General features: G+C 67.1%; 18 protein-coding genes. 11 read left to right on the plus strand and 7 right to left on the minus strand.

Going from position 1 to position 19,658, the window contains the following annotated elements; all coding sequences use genetic code 11:
- Positions 1-94 precede the first annotated feature (94 nt).
- Entirely contained in the window at positions 95-2,893 is a 2,799-nt protein-coding gene (locus tag UAA55_RS02550) for a rhomboid family intramembrane serine protease (protein WP_322951098.1), read from the plus strand.
- Positions 2,894-2,906: 13 nt separating this feature from the next.
- Here the strand turns inward: UAA55_RS02550 and UAA55_RS02555 are convergent, their stop codons facing one another.
- The gene (locus tag UAA55_RS02555) at positions 2,907-3,254 is read right to left on the minus strand and encodes an ArsR/SmtB family transcription factor (RefSeq protein WP_322951099.1); all 348 of its coding nucleotides are present in this window, start codon (positions 3,252-3,254) and stop codon (positions 2,907-2,909) included.
- Between the two features lie 60 nt (positions 3,255-3,314).
- Positions 3,315-4,514 carry an NADH:flavin oxidoreductase gene (locus tag UAA55_RS02560; protein WP_322951100.1) on the minus strand — a complete coding sequence of 400 codons (1,200 nt, stop codon included), beginning with the start codon at positions 4,512-4,514 and terminating at the stop codon, positions 3,315-3,317.
- 277 nt (positions 4,515-4,791) lie between these two features.
- Here UAA55_RS02560 and UAA55_RS02565 point away from each other — a divergent pair, with 277 nt between their 5' ends.
- Together UAA55_RS02565 and nhaA are read left to right on the plus strand one after the other, a co-directional pair.
- Positions 4,792-5,466 (plus strand): class I SAM-dependent methyltransferase, encoded by a 675-nt coding sequence (locus tag UAA55_RS02565; protein ID WP_322951101.1) that lies wholly within the window; start codon positions 4,792-4,794, stop codon positions 5,464-5,466.
- 113 nt (positions 5,467-5,579) lie between these two features.
- Positions 5,580-6,782, plus strand: coding sequence for a Na+/H+ antiporter NhaA (gene nhaA / locus UAA55_RS02570; protein ID WP_322951102.1), 1,203 nt, complete (start codon positions 5,580-5,582; stop codon positions 6,780-6,782).
- Between the two features lie 137 nt (positions 6,783-6,919).
- On the opposite strand, the gene UAA55_RS02575 is transcribed toward nhaA, so the two are convergent.
- From UAA55_RS02575 to UAA55_RS02585, 3 genes are read right to left on the minus strand one after another with little or no spacing between them, the layout of a single operon-like run.
- Positions 6,920-7,657: a DNA-binding domain-containing protein gene (locus tag UAA55_RS02575; RefSeq protein WP_322951103.1), complete on the minus strand. Its 738-nt coding sequence runs from the start codon at positions 7,655-7,657 to the stop codon at positions 6,920-6,922.
- Positions 7,650-8,567, minus strand: a complete 918-nt coding sequence (bufB, locus tag UAA55_RS02580; RefSeq protein WP_322951104.1) for an MNIO family bufferin maturase — start codon at positions 8,565-8,567, stop codon at positions 7,650-7,652. Before bufB ends, UAA55_RS02575 begins: the two co-directional genes overlap by 8 nt.
- Before the next feature lie 32 nt (positions 8,568-8,599).
- Positions 8,600-8,917, minus strand: a complete 318-nt coding sequence (locus UAA55_RS02585; RefSeq protein ID WP_322951105.1) for a BufA1 family periplasmic bufferin-type metallophore — start codon at positions 8,915-8,917, stop codon at positions 8,600-8,602.
- A 300-nt stretch (positions 8,918-9,217) separates the two neighbouring features.
- On the opposite strand from UAA55_RS02585, the gene UAA55_RS02590 reads away from it, so the two are divergent.
- The 8 genes from UAA55_RS02590 (at position 9,218) to UAA55_RS02625 (ending at position 15,947) form a co-directional block, all read left to right on the plus strand.
- Positions 9,218-9,829 (plus strand): YceI family protein, encoded by a 612-nt coding sequence (locus tag UAA55_RS02590; RefSeq protein ID WP_088874263.1) that lies wholly within the window; start codon positions 9,218-9,220, stop codon positions 9,827-9,829.
- A 46-nt stretch (positions 9,830-9,875) separates the two neighbouring features.
- Entirely contained in the window at positions 9,876-10,472 is a 597-nt protein-coding gene (locus UAA55_RS02595; protein ID WP_322951106.1) for a cytochrome b, read from the plus strand.
- 11 nt (positions 10,473-10,483) lie between these two features.
- The gene (locus UAA55_RS02600; protein ID WP_322951107.1) at positions 10,484-11,050 is read left to right on the plus strand and encodes a YceI family protein; all 567 of its coding nucleotides are present in this window, start codon (positions 10,484-10,486) and stop codon (positions 11,048-11,050) included.
- Positions 11,051-11,204: 154 nt separating this feature from the next.
- Positions 11,205-11,774 (plus strand): YceI family protein, encoded by a 570-nt coding sequence (locus tag UAA55_RS02605; protein ID WP_322951108.1) that lies wholly within the window; start codon positions 11,205-11,207, stop codon positions 11,772-11,774.
- A 153-nt stretch (positions 11,775-11,927) separates the two neighbouring features.
- A complete protein-coding gene (locus UAA55_RS02610; protein WP_322951109.1) occupies positions 11,928-12,920 on the plus strand; it encodes a CBS domain-containing protein in 993 nt (330 codons plus the stop codon).
- A gap of 91 nt (positions 12,921-13,011) precedes the next feature.
- Positions 13,012-13,632: a TetR/AcrR family transcriptional regulator gene (locus UAA55_RS02615; RefSeq protein ID WP_322951110.1), complete on the plus strand. Its 621-nt coding sequence runs from the start codon at positions 13,012-13,014 to the stop codon at positions 13,630-13,632.
- A gap of 198 nt (positions 13,633-13,830) precedes the next feature.
- Positions 13,831-14,730: an oxidoreductase gene (locus UAA55_RS02620; protein ID WP_322951111.1), complete on the plus strand. Its 900-nt coding sequence runs from the start codon at positions 13,831-13,833 to the stop codon at positions 14,728-14,730.
- Positions 14,731-14,741: 11 nt separating this feature from the next.
- On the plus strand, positions 14,742-15,947 hold the full coding sequence (locus UAA55_RS02625) for a multidrug effflux MFS transporter (protein WP_322951112.1): 1,206 nt from the start codon (positions 14,742-14,744) through the stop codon (positions 15,945-15,947).
- A 23-nt stretch (positions 15,948-15,970) separates the two neighbouring features.
- Here the strand turns inward: UAA55_RS02625 and ilvD are convergent, their stop codons facing one another.
- Together ilvD and UAA55_RS02635 are read right to left on the minus strand one after the other, a co-directional pair.
- The gene (gene ilvD, locus UAA55_RS02630; RefSeq protein WP_322951113.1) at positions 15,971-17,815 is read right to left on the minus strand and encodes a dihydroxy-acid dehydratase; all 1,845 of its coding nucleotides are present in this window, start codon (positions 17,813-17,815) and stop codon (positions 15,971-15,973) included.
- Between the two features lie 144 nt (positions 17,816-17,959).
- Entirely contained in the window at positions 17,960-19,648 is a 1,689-nt protein-coding gene (locus UAA55_RS02635) for an MDR family MFS transporter (RefSeq protein ID WP_322951114.1), read from the minus strand.
- Positions 19,649-19,658 lie beyond the last annotated feature (10 nt).

Below are 19,658 nucleotides of genomic sequence, written 5' to 3' on the forward strand. Positions count from 1 at the left end.
CCATGGAGGGCAAAAATAGTCTTTCCTGCAATGAAACGGCCATGGAACGGTGACGCAGGGGTGCGACAACCGATCGATGGGAGTGGGGGATGACTTGGGGTCCACGCCAGTAGCGCCGGGCACACATGATGGCCTGATCGATTTTTCCCAATATACAGACGCCCAACTGCGTGACTTGCAGCATATCGTCGACCCCGGCACTTCCCCCCTGAACCATGCGAACTTGACGTCCGAAATCGCACGGCGTGCGGTTGGCGAACAGGCTTTGGCCGTGGATGCAGCCAACCAGAGCTTGCCCCGTTGGGCCGTGCGCTTAAGCCCTCATAATGGCCTACTGGGCTGGTTGGAATTTATCCGCGACCGCCAATCCCTGTACGGCGCAGGATCGGTGGAAATTGATGACACGTGCATCACTTTCCACGGTCGGCGGCGCACATGGTTGGGCGTGCCATTGAGGGCGACCTGTGCCATTTCACGCTCCACCATCCGTAACGTCGGCATTGACGGCACACTGGTGCAGTTCGACCAGCGTGGCCTTTCGGGCTGGCTAGCGACTATCGGCCTGGGTAAGGGGAGATTTTCCTTTCAAGCGGAATCAGCGACGGATGCTCAGGCCATCGTCCGCGCGCTGCCCGCCGCCCGTACGGATGGCTTCGACGACAACTGGGCGGCACTCCGACGGTTCGATCGGTTGATGGCGGCAGGCGGTGGGGCCTGGATCACAGCCGCCTTGGTTCTGGTGAATATCCTTGTCTTCGCGGTGATGGCCTGGGGCGGCCAACGCTTCACCGCTTTCGACCTCCAGTCCTTGCTGAGCTGGGGCGGCAACTTCGGCGTTCTGACCATCAACGGTCAATGGTGGCGTCTGTTCACCGCCATGTTCCTGCACCTGGACCCCGCGCATCTGCTCATCAACATGTGGGCGCTGTGGAACGTGGGGCGGCTTACCGAACGCTTGTACGGCCGCTGGTTGTTCTTAGGCCTTTATATGGCCACGGGCATGCTGAGCGGCTTGGCCAGCGTCATCTGGGATCCCGCGCGCGTGAGCGCCGGCGCGTCGGGCGCCATTTTCGGGCTGTTCGGTTTGTTCCTGGCCTATCTCTCCCTGCGCCGTACCCACGTCCCCAGGACGGTTTTCCGCGCCCACTGGCTGAGCACCGGTGTGTTCGTCGTCTTCAGCCTGACCAACGGCATGCTGCAAACCGGCATCGACAACGCTGCTCATGTAGGCGGCCTGCTTGCCGGGCTGATTTTGGGCCGCATCCTGGCCCAACCCTTGGTCGATACAGGCAGCGCACGGCCACGCCCGCTGGCGATGGGTGGCGCCGTGGCGGTGGTTGCCATCGTCTCAATCGCTGGCGTCATCCAGGCACGCAATGAAGGGATGCAACTCAGTCCGTGGGAGCAATATTGGCAATCACACCAGGATCTGGCCCGGGATAACAGCACGGCGGAGCGCCGCTGGAATCAACTGGGCACGCAGGTCAGCGGCGGGTCGATGAGTGTGGCTGACGCGGCGGCGGCCTTTGAAACGGAAATGGTCCCCGCTTGGCAAAAAATGTACGACCGGCTGCGGCGGGAAAAGCCCCTCCTGCCCGCAAACCAAGCCCGCGCGGGGTCCGACGCCCTGGACTATACGGAAAACCGCCTCAACTGGGCCAAGGAGCTGGTTGCCGTACTGAAGAAGAATGATCAATCCAAAGCTGAGGACCTGCTAGGGTTCAGCAAGAAAAACGACCGCCTGTCCGCATATATGCAATGGCAGAACCTACGCGCGGCCTCGGCCCACCGCCCCACTGCACTGTCGAACAGCACCATTGTAACCTATGCCCGTACACTGCTGCGGCACGGTGGCGTCGATTGTGTCCACGGGCCGGCTGCTTTCGGCCGAATCCCCACCGCTAGCGACGCCAAAGGTGACGGCCCCGCCTTGCGGGAAGCCGCTGGATGCGCCGCACAGCAGGCCCTGCGCAAGGGAGACTATGCCACCTTGGAAGCCGCGTTCGCCGAGGGACTACGAACCATCGGTGAAATGCCCGATGGTGGATCGCGGCTGCAGGGAACCGTTGGCGGCCTGAACGACCTGTTCGACTATGAAGGCCTAGGTGTGGACGACCAGTTCGCCCGTATTGCCAACTGGCGCCGCGCCTACCCGCAGTCCGTCTATCCTGATTTGATGGAAGTGGAGGTTCTTTACACCTGGGCTTGGTGGGCACGCGGGCACGGAGGAGCCGATACCGTCAGCGGCCAGGCGCAGGCCTTTTACAGCTTCCGTCTCGCCATGGCGGCGGCGGCACTTAAGGAAATCAAGGAACGGGCGAATGGCACACCGCTTTGGTACATCATGTCCATGGCCATCGGCATCAGTGAGGGCTCGGAGTTGAAGGAACTGCGGGCGACCTTCGATGAAGGGCACGCCAAGTTCCCTCGCTACTATGCCCTGCATAGACAAATGCTGCGCGCCCTTATGCCCCGCTGGTACGGATCAGCTAAAGACCTCACCGAATTTTTTTCCGATATGCGCAACCAAGCCCCAGAGGCCGAGCGTGAGGAAGTATTCGCGCGCTTGGCGTGGGACTATTCGTCGATGGAAGGCGAAGATTACGACATCACGGTGGAGAACCGTTTCGGCTGGCCTTGGCTTATGACCGGGTATCAGGGCCTGATGAAACGCTATCCGGCCAGCGACTACTGGCTCAATGTCTACGCCAATATGGCTTGTCGGGTGGAGAGCGATCTTGAGTACATCAAGCTACGGCCCGACCTTGACACGAGACTGTCGTCCGTCGTGTGGTCAGACAAGATTTCGGTGGCTACCTGCGACAAGAAATTCGAACGACCCATGAAGCGCTATCGTCAGGATCATCCCGACTGGCGCGGTCCGGCCCTCTGAACCGCCAATACGCTCAGTCGCCGCCCCCCTGGTAGTCGCCGCGCTTAACCAGCATCTGGCACAGCTGCTTCCCGAATGTGCTCATGAACTCGTTGATCAGCGCCTCGTCGCGCCGATAGAAGGTCCATTGCCCCACGCGGTGGGAGGTCAGCAGGCCGGCGCGCTGCAGCATGGCCAGGTAGGTCGAGACGGTGGACTGCGACAGGTCCGTCTTTTCCAGGATACGGGTGACGCACACGCCCTTTTCAACGGGATAGCCGTCGGGCTGGGGGCCGAAGTGGGTGGCGGGGTCCTTCAGCCACAGCAGGATGTCGCGCCGGACCGGGTTGGCCAGGGCCTTCAGGATCGCTTCCACATCCATCGCGTCGACATCCACACCCGTGAAACCGGGGAGGGCTCACCACCCTCCCCGGTCCGAAAATCAAACCACCAGCCGGTCCAGCGCGGCGCGGTCGAAGGGGATCACCTCGCCCACGCGGCCATCGCGGACCTTGATGGCCCAATCGGGATCGCTGAGCAAGACCCGGCCCACGCCCAGCAGGTCGAAATCACCCCGCGCCAGGGCCTGGGCCGCCTGGTCCACGTCGGTGGGCTTGACCTCGAAGGCGTCGCGGTTGGCAAACATGCCGACCTTGAAGGCGCCGTCCAGCCCCACACTGCCCACGGCGATGACGGGCTTGCCCGTCAGGCGCTTGGTCCAGGCGGCCAGCGTGTCGGGTGACCCATCAAAGGCGGGTTCCCAATAGCGCCGGGTGCTGACGTGGAAGACGTCCACGCCGGCCTCGGCCAGGGGCTTCAAAATGCGGCCCAGCTCTTCCGGAGTTTGGGCGATCCGGGCGTTGTAGTCGACGCCCTTCCACTGCGAGAAGCGGAAGACGATGGGGAAGTCGGGGCTGACGGCGGCGCGCACGGCCCGCACGATCTCCACCGCGAAGCGCGCGCGGTTCTCCAGGCTGCCGCCATAGGCATCGGTGCGCTGGTTGGTCTGTTCCCAGAAGAAGTCATCGATGATGTAGCCGTGGGCGCCATGCAGCTCCGCCCCGTCGAAGCCCAGGCGCTCCGCATCGGCGGCAGCCTGGGCGAAGGCGGCGACCACGGCGTCGATGTCGGCCTGGGTCATGGCGCGCACCACCTCGACCCCATCCGTGACGATGGCGGAGGGGCCGTAGCCCGGAACGCTGGGGTCCGGCTCCACCCCCGGGCGGCGGGCAATGCCCACGTGCCACAGCTGGGGAATGATGCGCCCGCCCTCGGCATGCACGGCGTCCACCACCCGCTTCCAGCCGGCCAAGGCCGCCTCGCCATGGAAGGCCGGAACCTGGGGATAGCCGTTGGCGGCCGGGTGGTTGATGGTCGTGCCCTCGGTGATCAGCAGGCCCACACCGCCCTGCACACGGCGGCGGTAATAGGCCACCACATCATCCGTAGGCACCCCACCCGGTGACTTGTTCCGGGTCATAGGCGCCATCACCAGACGGTTGGCCAGGGTGTGCCGGCCAAAGGCAAAGGGCTGGAACAAGGGCGCCACCGCCGCGTTGACGGAATGGGTGCCGATGCCGGCACCAGAGGCGGCCGGAGTTGCGCCGGGATTGGCGGTCGGGGCGGGGGTCGCGGTGTCCATGGAGGGCCTTTGGCTGGTTGGCGGAGAAGAGAGGTTTCGGTATATCGCGTTTTCTCGATATATCAAGTCCCTGGTTTGGCGACATTTTCGCGCGGATGAAATGTTGCGCCGCAAACCAACCAATCATTAAGATTTGATCGGCTATGGTAAGCGCTGGGAAATGCGCTACGCTTTGATGACAGGCTTTGAAGAGGCCAGCAAAACAGCAGACGCAGATTGGGTTTATGCGCGCCAGACGGCGCCGTGACAGCAGGAGGACAGCAGGATGGCGGCACCCGTGTCAGCCCGTGCGAGCCTATTGGAAACCGGGCGTAATGATGCGCTGCAGCGGAGCCTGATCCCCTGTTTCGATGCCTTCTACGGCGCGGCGCTGACCCTGATCGACGACTGGGGCGCCCCGACCCGGCCTCGGGTGCTGGACCTGGGTGCCAATGGCGGCCTGTTCGCCTCGCTGGTGCGCGCCCGCCTGCCCCACGCCCACCTGCACTTGGTGGAAGAGACGCCCCAGGCCATGGAGCAGAGCCGCCGCCGCTTCGCCGGCGACGCCCGCGTCAGCTTCGCCCTGGCGGAGCTGGAGGAGGCGGACCTTGGCGGGCCCTGGGATCTCGTCATCTCCTCCCTCGCCATCCACCACCTGGACCACAGCGCCAAGCGCGACCTGTACGGCCGCGTCAACCAGGTACTGGCCCCCGGCGGCCTGTTCATCAGCGCCGAACAAGTGCTGGGCCCCACCGCCGAGGTGGAAAGCCAATATGACCGGCTGTGGCAATCGGAAGCCAGCGACCTGGGCGTGCCGGCGGTGGAGCTGTCGCGCGCCCGCGACCGCCTGCGCCAGGACCATTGCGCCACCCTGGGCGAACAGCTGATGTGGATGGCGGAGGCCGGTCTGCGCGACGTGGACTGCGCCTTCAAATCCTGGCGCTTCGCCGTGATGAGCGCGCGCCACCACTGACCTTTATTGCCCGGCCAGTCTTTCTGGCCGACCAGCGCGGCTTTGGGTGGCAATTGGCGGCCCCGTCCGTAAAGTGGGACGGGTACCCGCCCTTGAGCCGCAGGCCTGCCCCCATGATCCAGTCCCTGGTCCGCCACATCCATTACCGTGTGGAGCGCTTCCTGGCGCTGGATAACTGGGGCGAGATCCTGCTGCTGGCCTTGTCGTTGGCGGGATTGGCCGTGGCCAACTCCAGCTTGGCGCCAAGCTATTTCCATGCGCTGCATGCGCCGCTGGGCGTCGGCCCCGCCACCCTGTCGGTGGAGCAATGGGTCAACGACCTGTTGATGGCGCTGTTCTTCCTGCTGGTGGGGCTGGAGATCAAACGGGAGATGGTGGGCGGCGACCTGTCATCCCCCTCGCAGATCGCCCTGCCCGGCATCGCGGCGCTGGGCGGCGTGCTGTTCCCGGTGCTGATCTACATCGCCCTGAACCGGGGACACGCCGACGCGCTGGCCGGCTGGGCCACGCCCGCCGCCACCGATATCGCCTTCGCGCTGGCCGCCCTGTCGGCCTTCGGGCGCGGCCTGCCCCGTTCCGCCTTCCTGTTCCTGTCGTCGCTGGCCATCTTCGACGACTTGGCGGCCATTCTGATCATCGCCCTGTTCTACAGCGGCGGCCTGTCCTGGCCGGACCTGGGCCTGGCCGCCCTGGCCCTGGCGGTGCTGGCCGGCATGAACCGCCTGGGCGTGCGCCGGCTGGCGCCGTACCTGGTGGTGGGCCTGGTTCTGTGGGTGGCGGTGTTGCGCTCCGGCATCCACGCCACCATGGCCGGGGTGCTGCTGGCCCTGACCATCCCCCTGGGCAGCGAGGAGGACGAGGCCGCCGGCCGGTCCCCCCTGCACCGGTTGGAGTCGGCCCTGCACTCCATCGTCTATTTCGGTGTGCTGCCCCTGTTCGGCTTCGCCAACGCCGGCGTCAGCTTCCAGGGCCTGGACTGGTCCAGCCTGCTGGACCCCGTGCCGCTGGGCATCGCCCTGGGCCTGTTCCTGGGCAAGCAGTTGGGCATCTTCGCGTTCACCCTGGCCGCCGTGCGCCTGGGCCTGGCCAAGCTGCCGGCGCAGGTGGGATGGGGCGCCCTCTACGGCATCGCCATGCTGTGCGGCATCGGCTTCACCATGAGCCTGTTCATCGCCGGCCTGGCCTTTCCCGAGGCGGGGCTGGCGGGGGAGGCCAAGCTGGGCGTGTTCGGCGGATCGCTGCTCTCCGCCCTGGGCGGCGGGCTGTGGCTGGCCGTGGCCCGCCGCAAAGCTCATACCAGCGGCACGACGAGATAGCGCCTCGTGCCGCTGTAGCCCGCGACCGCGGGCGCCGGAGCGAGTACCGCAGGACGCAGCGAGGAAGCCAAGCCAGCGGATGCTGGCGCCCGGCGACTGAGGGGGCGTTTGAGCGACACGATCAAACGCCACGCGTATTAGAGACTGGCGCCGGCCAGCGCGCCCTGGGCCAGCAGCATGTGCAGCATCGCCTGCAAATCCAGTTCCGGCTCCACCAGCAGGCCGGCCTCGGCGGCTTGCGTCAGCATGTCGCCATTCAGCAGGGATTGGATGGCGGCGGCGGCCCCGGGTGGCAACGAGACGCAGACGATGCCGTCGGCCGGGCGCAGTACCAGCACCTCGCCATCCACGGCGTCCGGCACCGGCAGCGGCAGGGCCTCATCCTCCTGCGCCTGGCGCCAGAGGGGCAGCACGTCGTGGCCCAGCCACAGCACCCGGGCGGCGGGGTGGGCGGTGAAGCGCAGCCGGGCGTAGTCGCCCGGAGGGAAAGCCGCCAGTCGCTCCGCCGTCAGGGCGGGGGCGTCGGCGGCGAAGTAGGCCTCCATCACCGCCCATTCCAGGCGCGCCATGTCCGCCGCCCCGGTGTCCAGCGGCGCCAATGCCGCGGGAAAGCCACCGCCATAGGCCGCCAACTGCGGCCGCGTGGGCGGATGGGCGCGCACGAAATCCAGCGCCGCAGCACGGAAGGCCGGCAGGCCCAGCAGCCGCAGGGTGACGGGAAAGGCGGCGGCCAGCGCCTCCGCCAGCGATTGCTGGACATTGGCGCGGTAAATCTTCAGCCGCGCCTCGGCCACCGCGCCGGGCGCCAGGTCCACCCCGCCCCCGCTGGCGGCCAGCAGGGCCCGCTGCATCTGCCGCTGAAAGGCCTCAAGCATGCGGGGCCACCCCATCCAGCAACGACTGGGCGTGAGCCGCCTCCCCCAGCAGCACCTCCAGCGGCGGCACGTCCATGTCCCATTCCACCAGCACCGGCAGCGGCCCGGTGCGGGCCAGCACGCCGGCCAATAAATCCCAGACGGTGTCCGACACCCGGCTGCCATGGTCGTCGATCAGCACCACGCCGCCGGCCCCCGCATCCGGGCCCACCCAGGGGGCGAAGGCCTCGCGCCGATGGCCGGCCACATGGATCTCACCCACCGCCTCCAGCGGGAAGTCCGCCAGGTAGGCGGCGGCGTCGAAGCCCAGGTTGTGGGCGCAGACCACCACGTTGTTCACATCCAGCAGCAGGCCGCAGCCGGTGCGCGCCACCAGGTCCGCCAGGAACTGCGGCTCGGGAATCGCCTCGACCCCTGGCGGCAGGGTCAGCGGCATGTAGAGGGAGGGGTTTTCCACCAGCAGGCGGCGGCCCAGGACATCCTGGGCATGGGCGATGTTGGCCGCCACCACGTCCCGCGTCTCCGCCGTCAGCGGCAAGGGCAGCAGGTCGTTGAGGTAGGTGCCGCCGGCGCCGGTCCAGGCCAGGTGGTCGGAGATCTGTTCCGGCCGCAGCCGGTCATAGAGGCGGCGCAGATTGGCCAGATGGGTGGTGTCCAGGCCGCCGGCGCCGCCCAGCGACAGGCCGACGCCGTGGCAGGACAGGGCATAGTCGCGGCGGATGGCTTCCAGCGCCGACAGACGCGGCCCGCCCGCCACCAGATAGGTCTCGCTGTGCACCTCCACCCAGGCCACGTCCGGCCGGTCTTCAGCCAAAAAGGCCGGAACGTGGGGATGGCGCAGGCCGATGCCGGCGCGGCGCGGCAGCGCGACGGGGCATGCGGTGCCCGGGACCGGGGCGGCGGTGTCCATGGGCGCCCTTCTGTCCACGGGGGGCCGGCCGTTCAGTCTTGCGCCGGCTTCGGCGTGGCCGCCTTTGGCGCCTTGCCGACGCCTTTGAACGGCTTCAGCTTGCCGCCCAGGGTCTTGCACTCGCCCTTGGCCACGTCGATGTATTCCTGGCCGTCATAGTCGATCTTGGACATGGCGCCGCAATCGTGGGTGCCGGCGGCCGACGCGCAGGAATTCTCACCCGCCTTGGCGACGCCATAGCACTTCTCCCGGCCCGGGGGCGTGGGGGCGTCGTGCGCCGCGGCGCTGAGCGCCGTCAGGGCGCCGGCCAGGGCCAAGGCGGCGGTCAGGGTGGTGGTTCTATCGGTCATCAGGCCATCCTTCGGCAAAGACGGGCGCCATCGCGCGCCCCGAAGCCGCCCCGCTGGGCGGGCCCGCCGACCCTACGCCCTTTGGCGCCGTGACAAAACCCCCGGATTGCGTGTGAAATCGCCGCAAGGAAGGGCCGATTGGTGCGACGAATGGAACAATGAATTCCAGGTGACCTTGATTGTGGGCAAGCGCGGCGCGACTTAGATTAAGCCCGTACCGCCGCCCACCACCCGTCCCGCGGGTGGTGGCGGCGTTCCTTCCCCTCCGGCCGCCCGGCCTGCTTCCACAAGGACCATCTCATGAAGCGCATTCCCGCCCTGTTGCTGGCAGCGAGCCTGCTGGCCGCCGCCCCCGCCACGGCCCTGGCCCAGGCGACCACCGACCTGAGCAAGGTCGAGGGTGGCCACTTCACCCTGGACAAGAGCCACGCCAAGGTGGTGTTCGCCATCACCCACTTCGGCTTCTCCACCTATTACGGCGCCTTCCCTGACCTGGAAGGCACGCTGGACTTCGACCCCAAGGCCCCGGCCAAGAGCAAGCTGGACGTGACCATCAACGTGAAGGGCCTGGCCACCGCCAACCCGAAGCTGGATGAGCACCTGAACAGCCCGGACTTCTTCGACACCGCCAAGTTCCCGACCGCCACCTTCAAGACCACCAAGATCGAGGTGACCGGCGCCACCACCGGCAAGATCACCGGCGACCTGACCCTGCACGGCGTGACCAAGCCGGTGACCCTGGACGCCAGCTTCCACGGCGGCGGCAGCAACCCCATGACCAAGGCCTATGTCGTCGGCTTCGACGCCAAGGCGCAGGTGAAGCGGTCCGAATTCGGCGTCGACAAGTACGTGCCGTACGTCGGTGACGAGGTAGAGCTGCTGATCAGCGGTGAATTCGACCGCGCTCAATAACCGCGTTAGTATAATCGCGTGGTTTAACTGAAGGGGGAGCCGGACCATGACCGTCGCGGCACGCTATAACAGTGTGGCCATCCTGGTCCATTGGCTGACCGTCATCGCCATCCTGTCCCTGTTGATCATGGGCTGGACGATGACGTCGCTGCCGCCCGGCTCCCCCGACCAGTTCAAGCTGTTCCAGTTGCACAAGTCGGTGGGCATCACCGTGCTGGCCCTGACCCTGTTCCGGGCGGCTTGGCGGCTGGCCCACCGGCCTCCGCCCCTGCCGGCCCACATGCCGGCGTGGGAGAAATGGGCCGCCCACCTGGGCCACGCAGGCCTGTACGCCCTGTTGCTGGGCATGCCGCTGACCGGCTGGGCGGTCGTCTCCACCTCGAAATTCAACATCCCGACCGTGCTGTACGGCATCATCCCCTTCCCCCACATGCCGGTCCTGGCCGACCTGGAGAACAAGGCGCCGGTCAACGACGTGGTGTCCGAGGCGCACGAGCTGGCCGCCTGGATCCTGGTGGCCCTGGTGGTGGTCCACGCCCTGGCGGCGCTGCGTCACCATTTCCTGGTCAAGGATGACGTGCTGCTGCGCATGGTTCCCCGTTTCGGCCGCCGGGCGCCCGCCCCGGCCGCCCTGCAAGACTGAGGATGCCTATCATGAAGTTCCTCACCCCCTTTGCCGCCGCCGCTACCCTGGGCGCCCTGCTGCTGGCCGGCCCGGCGTCGGCCGCCGACTGGACCGTGGACACCGCCCACAGCAAGCTGGGCTTCACCGGTAGCCAGAGCGGCACCGCCTTCAGCGGCCAGTTCACCCGCTGGGACGCCACCATCGATTTCGACCCGGCCAACCCGGCCACCGGCCACGCCACCGTCACCATCGACATGACCAGCGCCAAGACCGGCGATGTGCAGAAGGACCAGTCCCTGCCCGAGGCCGACTGGTTCAGCACCAAGGCCTTCCCCAAGGCGGTGTTCGAGGCCACCAGTTTCAAGGCCAAGGGCGGCAACCAGTACGACGCGGTGGGCACCCTGACCATCCGCGGCATCAAAAAGGACGTGACCCTGCCCTTCACCCTGGACGTGGCCGGCGGCAAGGCCCACGCGGTGGGCAAGCTGGACCTGGTGCGCACCGATTACGGCGTGGGCCAGGGCGCCTGGTCCGACGGCAAGATGGTGGCCCTGGCCGTCAGCGTCACTGTCGACCTGAACGCGACGTCCAAGTAAGCCGTAACGCCGTAGACACCAAGACGAGAGTCCTGGGCGCCACCCGCGCCCGGGGCTTTTTTCTTACGCTGTATGCTACGCAAGGTCGCAGACTCCGGCGCTGGCGCGTCCATTATTGTGGGGAACCGTCATCGCCATCCGAGGCCATTACCCCGTGATCCCGCGCCCCGCCCTCCTGATTCCCGCCCTGGCTGTCCTGTCGCTGTCCACCCCTGCTGGCGCCGCGGCCTGGACGGTGGACAAGACCCACAGCCAGTTGGGCTTCGTGGGCAAGCAGAGCGGCAAGGAATTCACCGGCCGCTTCGCCACCTGGGACGCCGCCATCGACTTCGACCCGGCCGACCCGGCCGCCGGCCACGCCAAGGTCATCATCGCCATGGGCAGCGCCGCCATCGGCGACGCGGAGAAGGACGAGGCCCTGCCGGGCGCGGACTGGTTCAATGTCCAGGCCTTCCCCGATGCGGTGTTCGAGGCGACGACCTTCCGCGCCAAGGCCCCCAACCAGTACGAGGCGGTGGGCACCCTGACCATCCGCGGCATCAAGAAAGATGTCGTCCTGCCGTTCATCCTGGACATCACCGACGGCCAGGCCCACGCCGTGGGCCGGCTGGATCTGGTGCGCACCGACTATGACGTCGGCGGCCATGGCCTGTTCAGCAAGGGCCGATCGGTGGACCTGGAGGTGGCGGTGACGGTGGATCTGACGGCCACGGCCCAGCCTTGATGACGAACGGCGCGGAAGCCTTCACCAAAGGGTAGGCCCGCGCGACGCATTCGGGGAAGACCGTCGCTGCCATGATGCAGCGCAAAGACTTCCACCATTTCATCGGGTTATCTTTTCCCATGCGAACCCATTGAAAAAGAGAACCCGGCCCCCATGCGCGCCCATGACGTGATGACCGAGAACGTGCTGACCCTGGCGCCCGACACGCCGGTCAGCCGCATCGCCGCCTTGCTGCTGGAACGGGGTGTCAGCGCCGCCCCGGTGGTGGATGGCCACGGGGGCGTCATCGGCATGGTCAGCGAAGGCGACCTGATCGACCGCGAAGGGGCGGGCGCCGCCCATGAAGCGCGGCGCGACTGGTGGCTGGCGCTGGTGGCGGAGGGCGAGCAACTGCCCGCCTATTGGGCGGAGGTGCAGAAGCGGGAACGCACCGCCCGCGACGTCATGGCCGCCCCGGTCATCACCGTCGACATCAACACCGACACGGCCGAGATCGCCCGCCTGCTGATGACCCACGGCATCAAGCGCGTGCCCGTGGTGCTGGACGGGTCGCTGGTGGGCATCGTGTCGCGGGCCGACCTGCTGAAGGTCCTGGCGGCCGAGCCTGCCGAGAAGACGGAGCCGGCGCACCGGTTCGGTCTGTTCCAGCGGTGGGAGCGGAAGGCGCCGCCACCCGCTCAGGCGCCCGCACGGGAGCCGGCGCATGAACCCTTGTTCCGCGCCGCCGACTTCCGCCACCTGGTGGGCAATTTCCACGACGAGAACGCCCGCCTGCTGGCCAACCAGCGCAAGGAGGCGCTGGCCCGCCGGCAGGAGAAGGTGCAGGAACTGATCGACCACCATGTGGCCGACCACGGCTGGCACAAGCTGCTGGAGGGGGCGCACGACGCCGCCGCGCGGGGCGAGAAGGAATTCCTGCTGCTGCGTTTCCCGGCGGAGCTGTGCAGCGACGGCGCCCGCGCCATCAACGCCCCGGAACCGGATTGGCCCCGCACCCTGCGCGGTGAGGCGGCCGAAATCTACCAGCGCTGGCACCATGAACTGCAGCCGGCGGGCTTCAGCCTGACCGCCCGCGTCCTGGACTTCCCCAATGGCTTCCCCGGCGACGTCGGCCTGTTCCTGGTCTGGGGCGACGCGGAGAGCTGAAGGCCGCTCCATCCATATCGGCCTTGCCTTGGCACAACCTCGCCGGATCAGCTAAAGAGCCTGTGTTCCCATAAGACAGGGTGAGGCTGGATTGACGACAGGACGGCGGCGCAACGCCAGGGGCGAAGGCGGGCAACTGCGCGAGGACATCCTGCGCGCGGCCATTGCGCTGATCGAGCATTGCGGCTCCGCTGAGGCCCTGTCCTTGCGTGCCGTCGCCAAGGAGGTTGGCATCGCCGCCCCCTCCGTCTATCCGCATTTCGAGGACCGCGACCAGCTGCTGATCGCGATTCTGCAGCATTTATTCGATGAGCTGATCGCAATTCGCACCCAGGCGGAAGATGCGGCGGCGGCGGCCGGCGGCGGTGCGTGGGAGCGGTTGCGAGCGGCGATCTTCGCCACCGTGCGCTTCGGCCTGGACCGGCCGGGCCATTACAGGATGCTGTATGAGGGTCGGGTCGTCTCCAGCCTCAGCGACCCAAAGGCCGCCACGTTCGGCCGGGCGATACAGGTCCGCGTCATCGCCCTTATCCAGCAGATCCTGTCGTTGACACCTGGCCGCGAGGTGGAGGATGCCGAGCGGCTGTCGCTGCTGCTATGGGCGTCGGTCCATGGCGTCATTTCCCTTCAGATCAACAAGCCAACCTTGGCATGGCCAGACGCCACGGCACTGGTTGAAGACCTGATGCACGCCCTTCTCCGCCCCTCCTGACACCTGAGCGGATCGCGTAGAAGCGGAATCTTCCCTTCTAAACAAAGGCCTGGACCATGGTGCGCTTCAGATTAACGCACCATGGTCTAAAATCGCAACCCGATGCCCTTCAAGATCCGTCGCACCCGGGGCCATTGACCTCAATAAGGTAACACATGTAAACTTACATATGTTACCTTATGGCCGATCGGAGTTCACATGCCCCTGACCGCCGCTAGCCCCATTCTGGGCGGCACTTACACACCCACCGGCACCAATCTGTCTTTCAATCGCCTGGGCTACGGCGCCATCCAATTGACCGGTCCGGTCGCTTGGGGACCGCCCAAGGACCATGCGGCGGCGTTGGCCATCGTCCGCGAGGCGGTGCGCTGCGGAGTGAACCACATCGACACCAGCGACTATTACGGCCCGCATATCGCCAACCACATCATCAAGGAAGCCATCCATCCCTATCCGGATGGCCTAATCATCGTGACCAAGGTAGGCGCCCGCCGGGGACCGGACAGGTCCTGGCCGACGGCGTTGACCCGCCAGGAATTGACCAGTGCCGTCCATGACAATCTGCGCCATCTGGGCCTGGAGGTGCTGGACGTCGTCAATCTGCGGCTGGGTGGCCAATTCGGGCCGGACACCAATTCGGTCGAGGCGCCACTGTCCGTGCTGGCCGAGTTGAAGGAACAGGGCCTGATCCGCCACATCGGGCTCAGCAACGTCTCACCCACCCAGATCGAGGAAGGTCGGCGGATGGCCGACATCATCTGCGTGCAGAACCACTACAATTTGGCCCATCGCACTGACGACGTCCTGATCGACAACCTCGCCATTCAGGGGATCGCCTATGTGCCGTTCTTCCCCCTGGGTGGGTTCCGGCCGCTGACCTCCCCCATCCTGGATGAGGTGGCGGGAAGCCTGGGGGCGACGACACGCCAGGTGGCGTTGGCTTGGCTGCTGCGGCGGTCGCCCAACATCCTGCTCATCGCCGGGACATCGTCGGTCGAGCATCTGCACCAGAACTTCAAGGCGGCCATCCTGGACCTGCCACCCGAAGCCGTTGAGCGACTTGACGGCATCGCGGCGACGGCAAAGCCGGAACGCTGAGGCGCAGCCCCATGCCCCACCCCTCACGATGCCCAACCGTCTTCACCCTGATCCTGGGCGCGTTGTCAACGCTGGGGTCCTTGTCGATCGATATGGGGCTGCCCGCACTCCCAGCCATAGAACTGGCCTTCCCGGAAGCGATGGGCCATGGCGCCCTCACCCTTAGTCTTTTCCTCGTCGGCTTCTGCCTGTCCCCGCTTTTCGCTGGACTGATCTCGGATCGCGTGGGCCGCAAACCTGTCCTGGTCAAGGGGCTTGCACTGTTCGCAGTGGCGGCTACCACCTGCGCCTCTGCCCAAAGTTTTCCAGGCCTGTTGGCCGCACGGCTTATTCAAGGCCTGGCGGCCGGCGCTTGCGTTCTGCTGCCCATTTCCATGGTGCGCGACACCGCTGAAGGGCCAGCGGCACGGGCCCAGCTTGCCCTCATCACCGCCATTCTCGGGTTGGCGCCCCTGGCAGCCCCCCTGCCCGGCGGCTGGCTCATGACCATCGCGACGTGGCGCGCGGTCTTTGGCGCGCAGGCCATCGCTGGGGCCTTGCTGCTTCTGGCGGCGCTGACGATCCTTCCGGAAACCGTTCCCGAGGCCCGGCGACGCGCCCCGCTGCCCATCAGAGCCGCCTATGGCGCCGTCCTTTCCAACCGGACGTTCTGGCGCTTCTGCATTGTGTTCAGCAGTGCGTTCGCGGCTATGTTCGCCTTCATTTCCGCCGCGCCCGCTATCTTCATGGGCCAATACCACCTCAGCGGCGAGCGGTTCTCATGGGCGTTCTCGGTGACAGCATTGGGCGTTCTTCTTGGGACCACCGCCGGTGGCATCCTGAGCCGGGTGGGGCGGTCTGCCCCCGGCATCATCGGGCTGGGGTTGATCGCCCTACTGGCAGCGGTCGGCCTGTTTCCCGTCATCACCCTGACCGGCAAAGCCGCCTTGACCTCCCTGGCCGTGAATGCGGGCGCCGTATTCTTCGCCTTCGGCCTGATCGGCCCCAACGCCACGCATGAGGCCATGCGCCCCTTCGCGCGGGAGGCTGGGGTTGCCGCAGGCGTCTCCCGGTTTGTCCAGATGATGCTGGCGGCCGTGGCCAGTGGCCTGGTGGCAGCCCTCACCCCGCGCCTGGGCGGGTTGGGCACCGCCGCCATCCTGATGGGCGGCTTTGCGGCGGCGGCGGCACTGGCGTTCCTGCTGATTCCATCGGCGCCGCGCCCAAGGGAGGGCTAAGCGCCCCTCCCCACGCCGCCGGATCAGATGTCCGACGTGTCCCGCACCGCCCCGCGCGAGGCGGAGGTGGCGAAGTAGGCGTAGGCCTTGAGCGCGCCGGAGACCTGGCGGTTGCGGGTGGCGGGCTTCCAGGCTTTCGCCCCCTTGGCCTTCATGGCGTCGCGGCGGCGCTCCAGTTCCGCATCATCCACATCCAGGTGGATGCTGCGGTTGGGGATGTCGATGACGATGCGGTCGCCCTCCTCCACCAGCCCGATGGTGCCGCCCTCGGCCGCCTCGGGTGAGACGTGGCCGATGGACAGGCCAGAGCTGCCGCCGGAGAAGCGGCCATCGGTCACCAGGGCGCAGACCTTACCCAGACCCTTGGACTTAAGGTAGCTCGTGGGATACAGCATTTCCTGCATGCCGGGGCCGCCGCGCGGGCCCTCATAGCGGATCAGCACCACGTCGCCCGCCTGCACCCGGTTGCCCAGGATGGCGGAGACCGCGTCGTCCTGGCTTTCGAACACGCGGGCCTTGCCGGTGAAGGTCAGGGCCGCCGGGTCCACGCCCGCCGTCTTCACGATGCAGCCGTCGACCGCCAGGTTGCCGTACAGCACGGCCAAGCCGCCGTCCTGGCTGAAGGCGTTTTCCTTGCCGCGGATGACGCCGTTCACCCGGTCACGGTCCAGGCTGGTATAGCGTGACGCCTGGCTGAAGGCCTGGGTGGTGCGCACGCCGCCGGGGGCGGCCGCGTAGAACTCGGCGATGTCGGCGTCGTTGGCGCGGGTGATGTCCCAACGGTCCACGGCGGCGCCGATGGTGGGGGCGTGCACCGTGGGCACGTCGCGGTGCAGCAGGCCGGCGCGGTCCAGTTCCCCCAGGATGCCCATGATGCCGCCGGCGCGGTGCACGTCCTCGATATGGACGGTGGCGGAGGACGGCGCCACCTTGCACAGATGGGGCACGCGGCGCGACATGCGGTCGATGTCGGCCATGGTGAAGTCCACCCCGCCCTCATACGCCGCCGCCAGCAGGTGCAGCACCGTGTTGGTGGAGCCGCCCATGGCGATGTCCAGCGCGATGGCGTTCTCGAACCCCTCGAACGTGGCGATGGAACGCGGCAGGACGCTGGCGTCGTCCTGTTCATACCAGCGCTTGGCGATTTCCACCGCCGTGCGGCCGGCCCGCAGGAACAGGGCCTTGCGGTCGGCGTGGGTGGCCAGCACCGTGCCGTTGCCGGGCAGGCCCAGGCCCAGCGCCTCCACCAGGCAGTTCATGGAATTGGCGGTGAACATGCCGGAGCAGGAGCCGCAGGTGGGGCAGGCGTTCTGTTCCAGCGCCTGGACCTCGGCATCGCTGACGCTGTCGTCCGCCGCCGCCACCATGGCGTCGATCAGGTCGACGGAGCGGATCTCGCCATGCACGGGGGCCTTGCCGGCCTCCATCGGGCCGCCGGAGACGAACACGGTGGGGATGTTGAGGCGCAGGGCGGCCATCAGCATGCCGGGCGTGATCTTGTCGCAGTTGGAGATGCAGACCAGGGCGTCGGCGCAATGCGCGTTGACCATGTATTCCACGGCGTCGGCGATGACCTCGCGCGAGGGCAGGCTGTACAGCATGCCGGCATGGCCCATGGCGATGCCGTCATCCACCGCGATGGTGTTGAATTCCTTGGCCACGCCACCGGCCGCCGCCACCTCGCCCGCCACCAGCTGGCCCAGGTCCTTCAGATGCACGTGGCCGGGCACGAACTGGGTGAAGGAATTGGCGATGGCCACGATGGGCTTGCCGAAGTCGGCATCCGTCATACCGGTGGCGCGCCACAGGCCGCGGGCGCCGGCCATGTTGCGGCCATGGGTGGTGGTGCGGGAGCGAAGCTGGGGCACGGAACCAGATCCTGAAAGATTGTTACCTGACTGGGGCCAATTTCTAAAACTATCTGGCCGCAGAGGCAACCTTTCCGGCGTTGGCCTGGGCGATCCCCCGGCATGCCCGGCGCGCGGGTCAGCCCCGGGGCAGCCCCGCCGACTTCAGTGCGCCCCGCCGGCGTCCGCCCCGGCGGCAGCCTTTTTTAGGAACAAGATGGCGACGGCCGACAGGGCCATGGCGCTACCCAGGAAGAAGAAGGCGTCGCTGTAGGCCATCAGCCAGGCCTGGGTGCGGACCCCGGCATCCACCTCCGCCACCGCCTGGCGCCAGGCGGTGATGGCGTCAGGCACACCATGCTCCATGAACTTGCCCTGCAGCGTGGCCAGGTGCTGGCGCGTGCTTTCGCCGAACAGGCTGACCTGCCCTGTCATGACGTTGGAATGGAACTGCTCGCGCTTGGTCAGCCAGGTCTGGGTCAGCGCGATGCCGACGGCGCCGCCCAGGTTGCGCATCATATTGAACAACCCGGAGGCGGAGCCCGCGTTCTCCTTCTCGATGCCGCCGGTGGCCAGCACCGACAAGGGCGTCATGACCAGGGCCTGGCCGAAGGCGCGCACGATGTTGGGCCAGAACAGCTGGTCCGACGCGCTGCCCAGCCACAAATGGATGTTCATGAAGTTGCTGCCGGCGAAGACCGCCGCCCCCACCAGGGCCAGCCAACGGGCGTCGAAGCGTTTCATCAGCAGGGGCACCAGGGGGATCAGCACCAGTTGCGGCAGGCCCACCCAGGCCATGACCGACCCGATCTGCTGCGCGTTGTAGCCCTGGATTTGGCCCAGATAGCGCGGCAGCAGGTAGGAGGAGGCGTAGAGCACCACCCCCAGCAGGACATTGGCCACGATGCCCAGGCCGAAATTACGCCGCGCCAGCAGGCGCAGGTTCAGCAGCGGCTTTTCCACCTTAAGCTCGATGACCAGGAACGCGCCCAGCGCCACGGCGGCGATGACCGCCAGCCGCACGATGTAGGCCGAGCCGAACCAGTCATCCTTGTTGCCCTCCTCCAGCACCGTCTGCAGGCAGGCCAGGCCCATCGCCATGGTGGCGATGCCCCACCAGTCGCCCTGGCGCAGCAGGTTCAGGCGCAGGGGCGCCCGTTCCAGCGAGGCCCACAGGGCGGCCACCATGAACACGCCCGGCACCAGGTTGATGTAGAAGATGTACTTCCAGCCGTAGGTCTCGGTCAGGTAGCCGCCGATGGTGGGGCCGATGGCCGGGGCGAAGGTGGCGGTCAGCGCGAACAGGGCCAGCCCCAGCGGATGCCGCGACTTGGGCAGCAGGGTGATGATCAGCGTGAAGGCCATGGGAATCAGCACGCCGCCGCAGAAGCCCTGGATGGCGCGCAGCACGATCATCTGCTGCAGGTTCTGGGCGAAGGCGCAGGCCACGGAGAACAGCAGGAACAGCACCGTGTTGCTGATCAGGTAACGGCGCACGCTGAAAACCTGGCTCATGAAGCCGGACAGCGGAATGACGATGATCTCGCCAATCAGGTAGGCGGTGGCGATCCAGCCGCCGTCATCCACGCCGGCGCCGATGCCGCCCTGGATGTCGGCCAGCGAGGCGTTGACGATCTGGATGTTCAACACGGCCATGAAGGCGCCCAGCACCGAACCCAGCACGGCCAGCCAGGTCTTGAACGGCACATGGTCGGCCGCGGGCGCCAGAGGGGGCGCCAGAAGGGGCGCGGCCTGGCTTCCCCCATGGGAGGAGGCCAGGCCGCTGGCCGGCGGCAGGGTGCGGGGGAGGGTGCCGCCGGCGGTCAGGGTAGGGGTGCTGTCGAGGGGAGCCATGGCGTGTGCG

The sequence above is a fragment of the Nitrospirillum guanabarense genome (assembly GCF_034653355.1).
GTDB lineage: Bacteria > Pseudomonadota > Alphaproteobacteria > Azospirillales > Azospirillaceae > Nitrospirillum.

Bases quoted from the DNA above. Each gene is read 5' to 3' on its own strand.
- UAA55_RS02555 (WP_322951099.1), bottom strand. From the start codon at position 3,254: ATGGATGTGGAAGCGATCCTGAAGGCCCTGGCCAACCCGGTCCGGCGC.
- UAA55_RS02560 (WP_322951100.1), bottom strand. From the start codon at position 4,514: ATGGACACCGCGACCCCCGCCCCGACCGCCAATCCCGGCGCAACTCCG.
- nhaA (WP_322951102.1), top strand. From the start codon at position 5,580: ATGATCCAGTCCCTGGTCCGCCACATCCATTACCGTGTGGAGCGCTTC.
- UAA55_RS02575 (WP_322951103.1), bottom strand. From the start codon at position 7,657: ATGCTTGAGGCCTTTCAGCGGCAGATGCAGCGGGCCCTGCTGGCCGCC.
- bufB (WP_322951104.1), bottom strand. From the start codon at position 8,567: ATGGACACCGCCGCCCCGGTCCCGGGCACCGCATGCCCCGTCGCGCTG.
- UAA55_RS02585 (WP_322951105.1), bottom strand. From the start codon at position 8,917: ATGACCGATAGAACCACCACCCTGACCGCCGCCTTGGCCCTGGCCGGC.
- UAA55_RS02590 (WP_088874263.1), top strand. From the start codon at position 9,218: ATGAAGCGCATTCCCGCCCTGTTGCTGGCAGCGAGCCTGCTGGCCGCC.
- UAA55_RS02595 (WP_322951106.1), top strand. From the start codon at position 9,876: ATGACCGTCGCGGCACGCTATAACAGTGTGGCCATCCTGGTCCATTGG.
- UAA55_RS02600 (WP_322951107.1), top strand. From the start codon at position 10,484: ATGAAGTTCCTCACCCCCTTTGCCGCCGCCGCTACCCTGGGCGCCCTG.
- UAA55_RS02610 (WP_322951109.1), top strand. From the start codon at position 11,928: ATGCGCGCCCATGACGTGATGACCGAGAACGTGCTGACCCTGGCGCCC.
- UAA55_RS02620 (WP_322951111.1), top strand. From the start codon at position 13,831: ATGCCCCTGACCGCCGCTAGCCCCATTCTGGGCGGCACTTACACACCC.
- UAA55_RS02625 (WP_322951112.1), top strand. From the start codon at position 14,742: ATGCCCCACCCCTCACGATGCCCAACCGTCTTCACCCTGATCCTGGGC.
- UAA55_RS02635 (WP_322951114.1), bottom strand. From the start codon at position 19,648: ATGGCTCCCCTCGACAGCACCCCTACCCTGACCGCCGGCGGCACCCTC.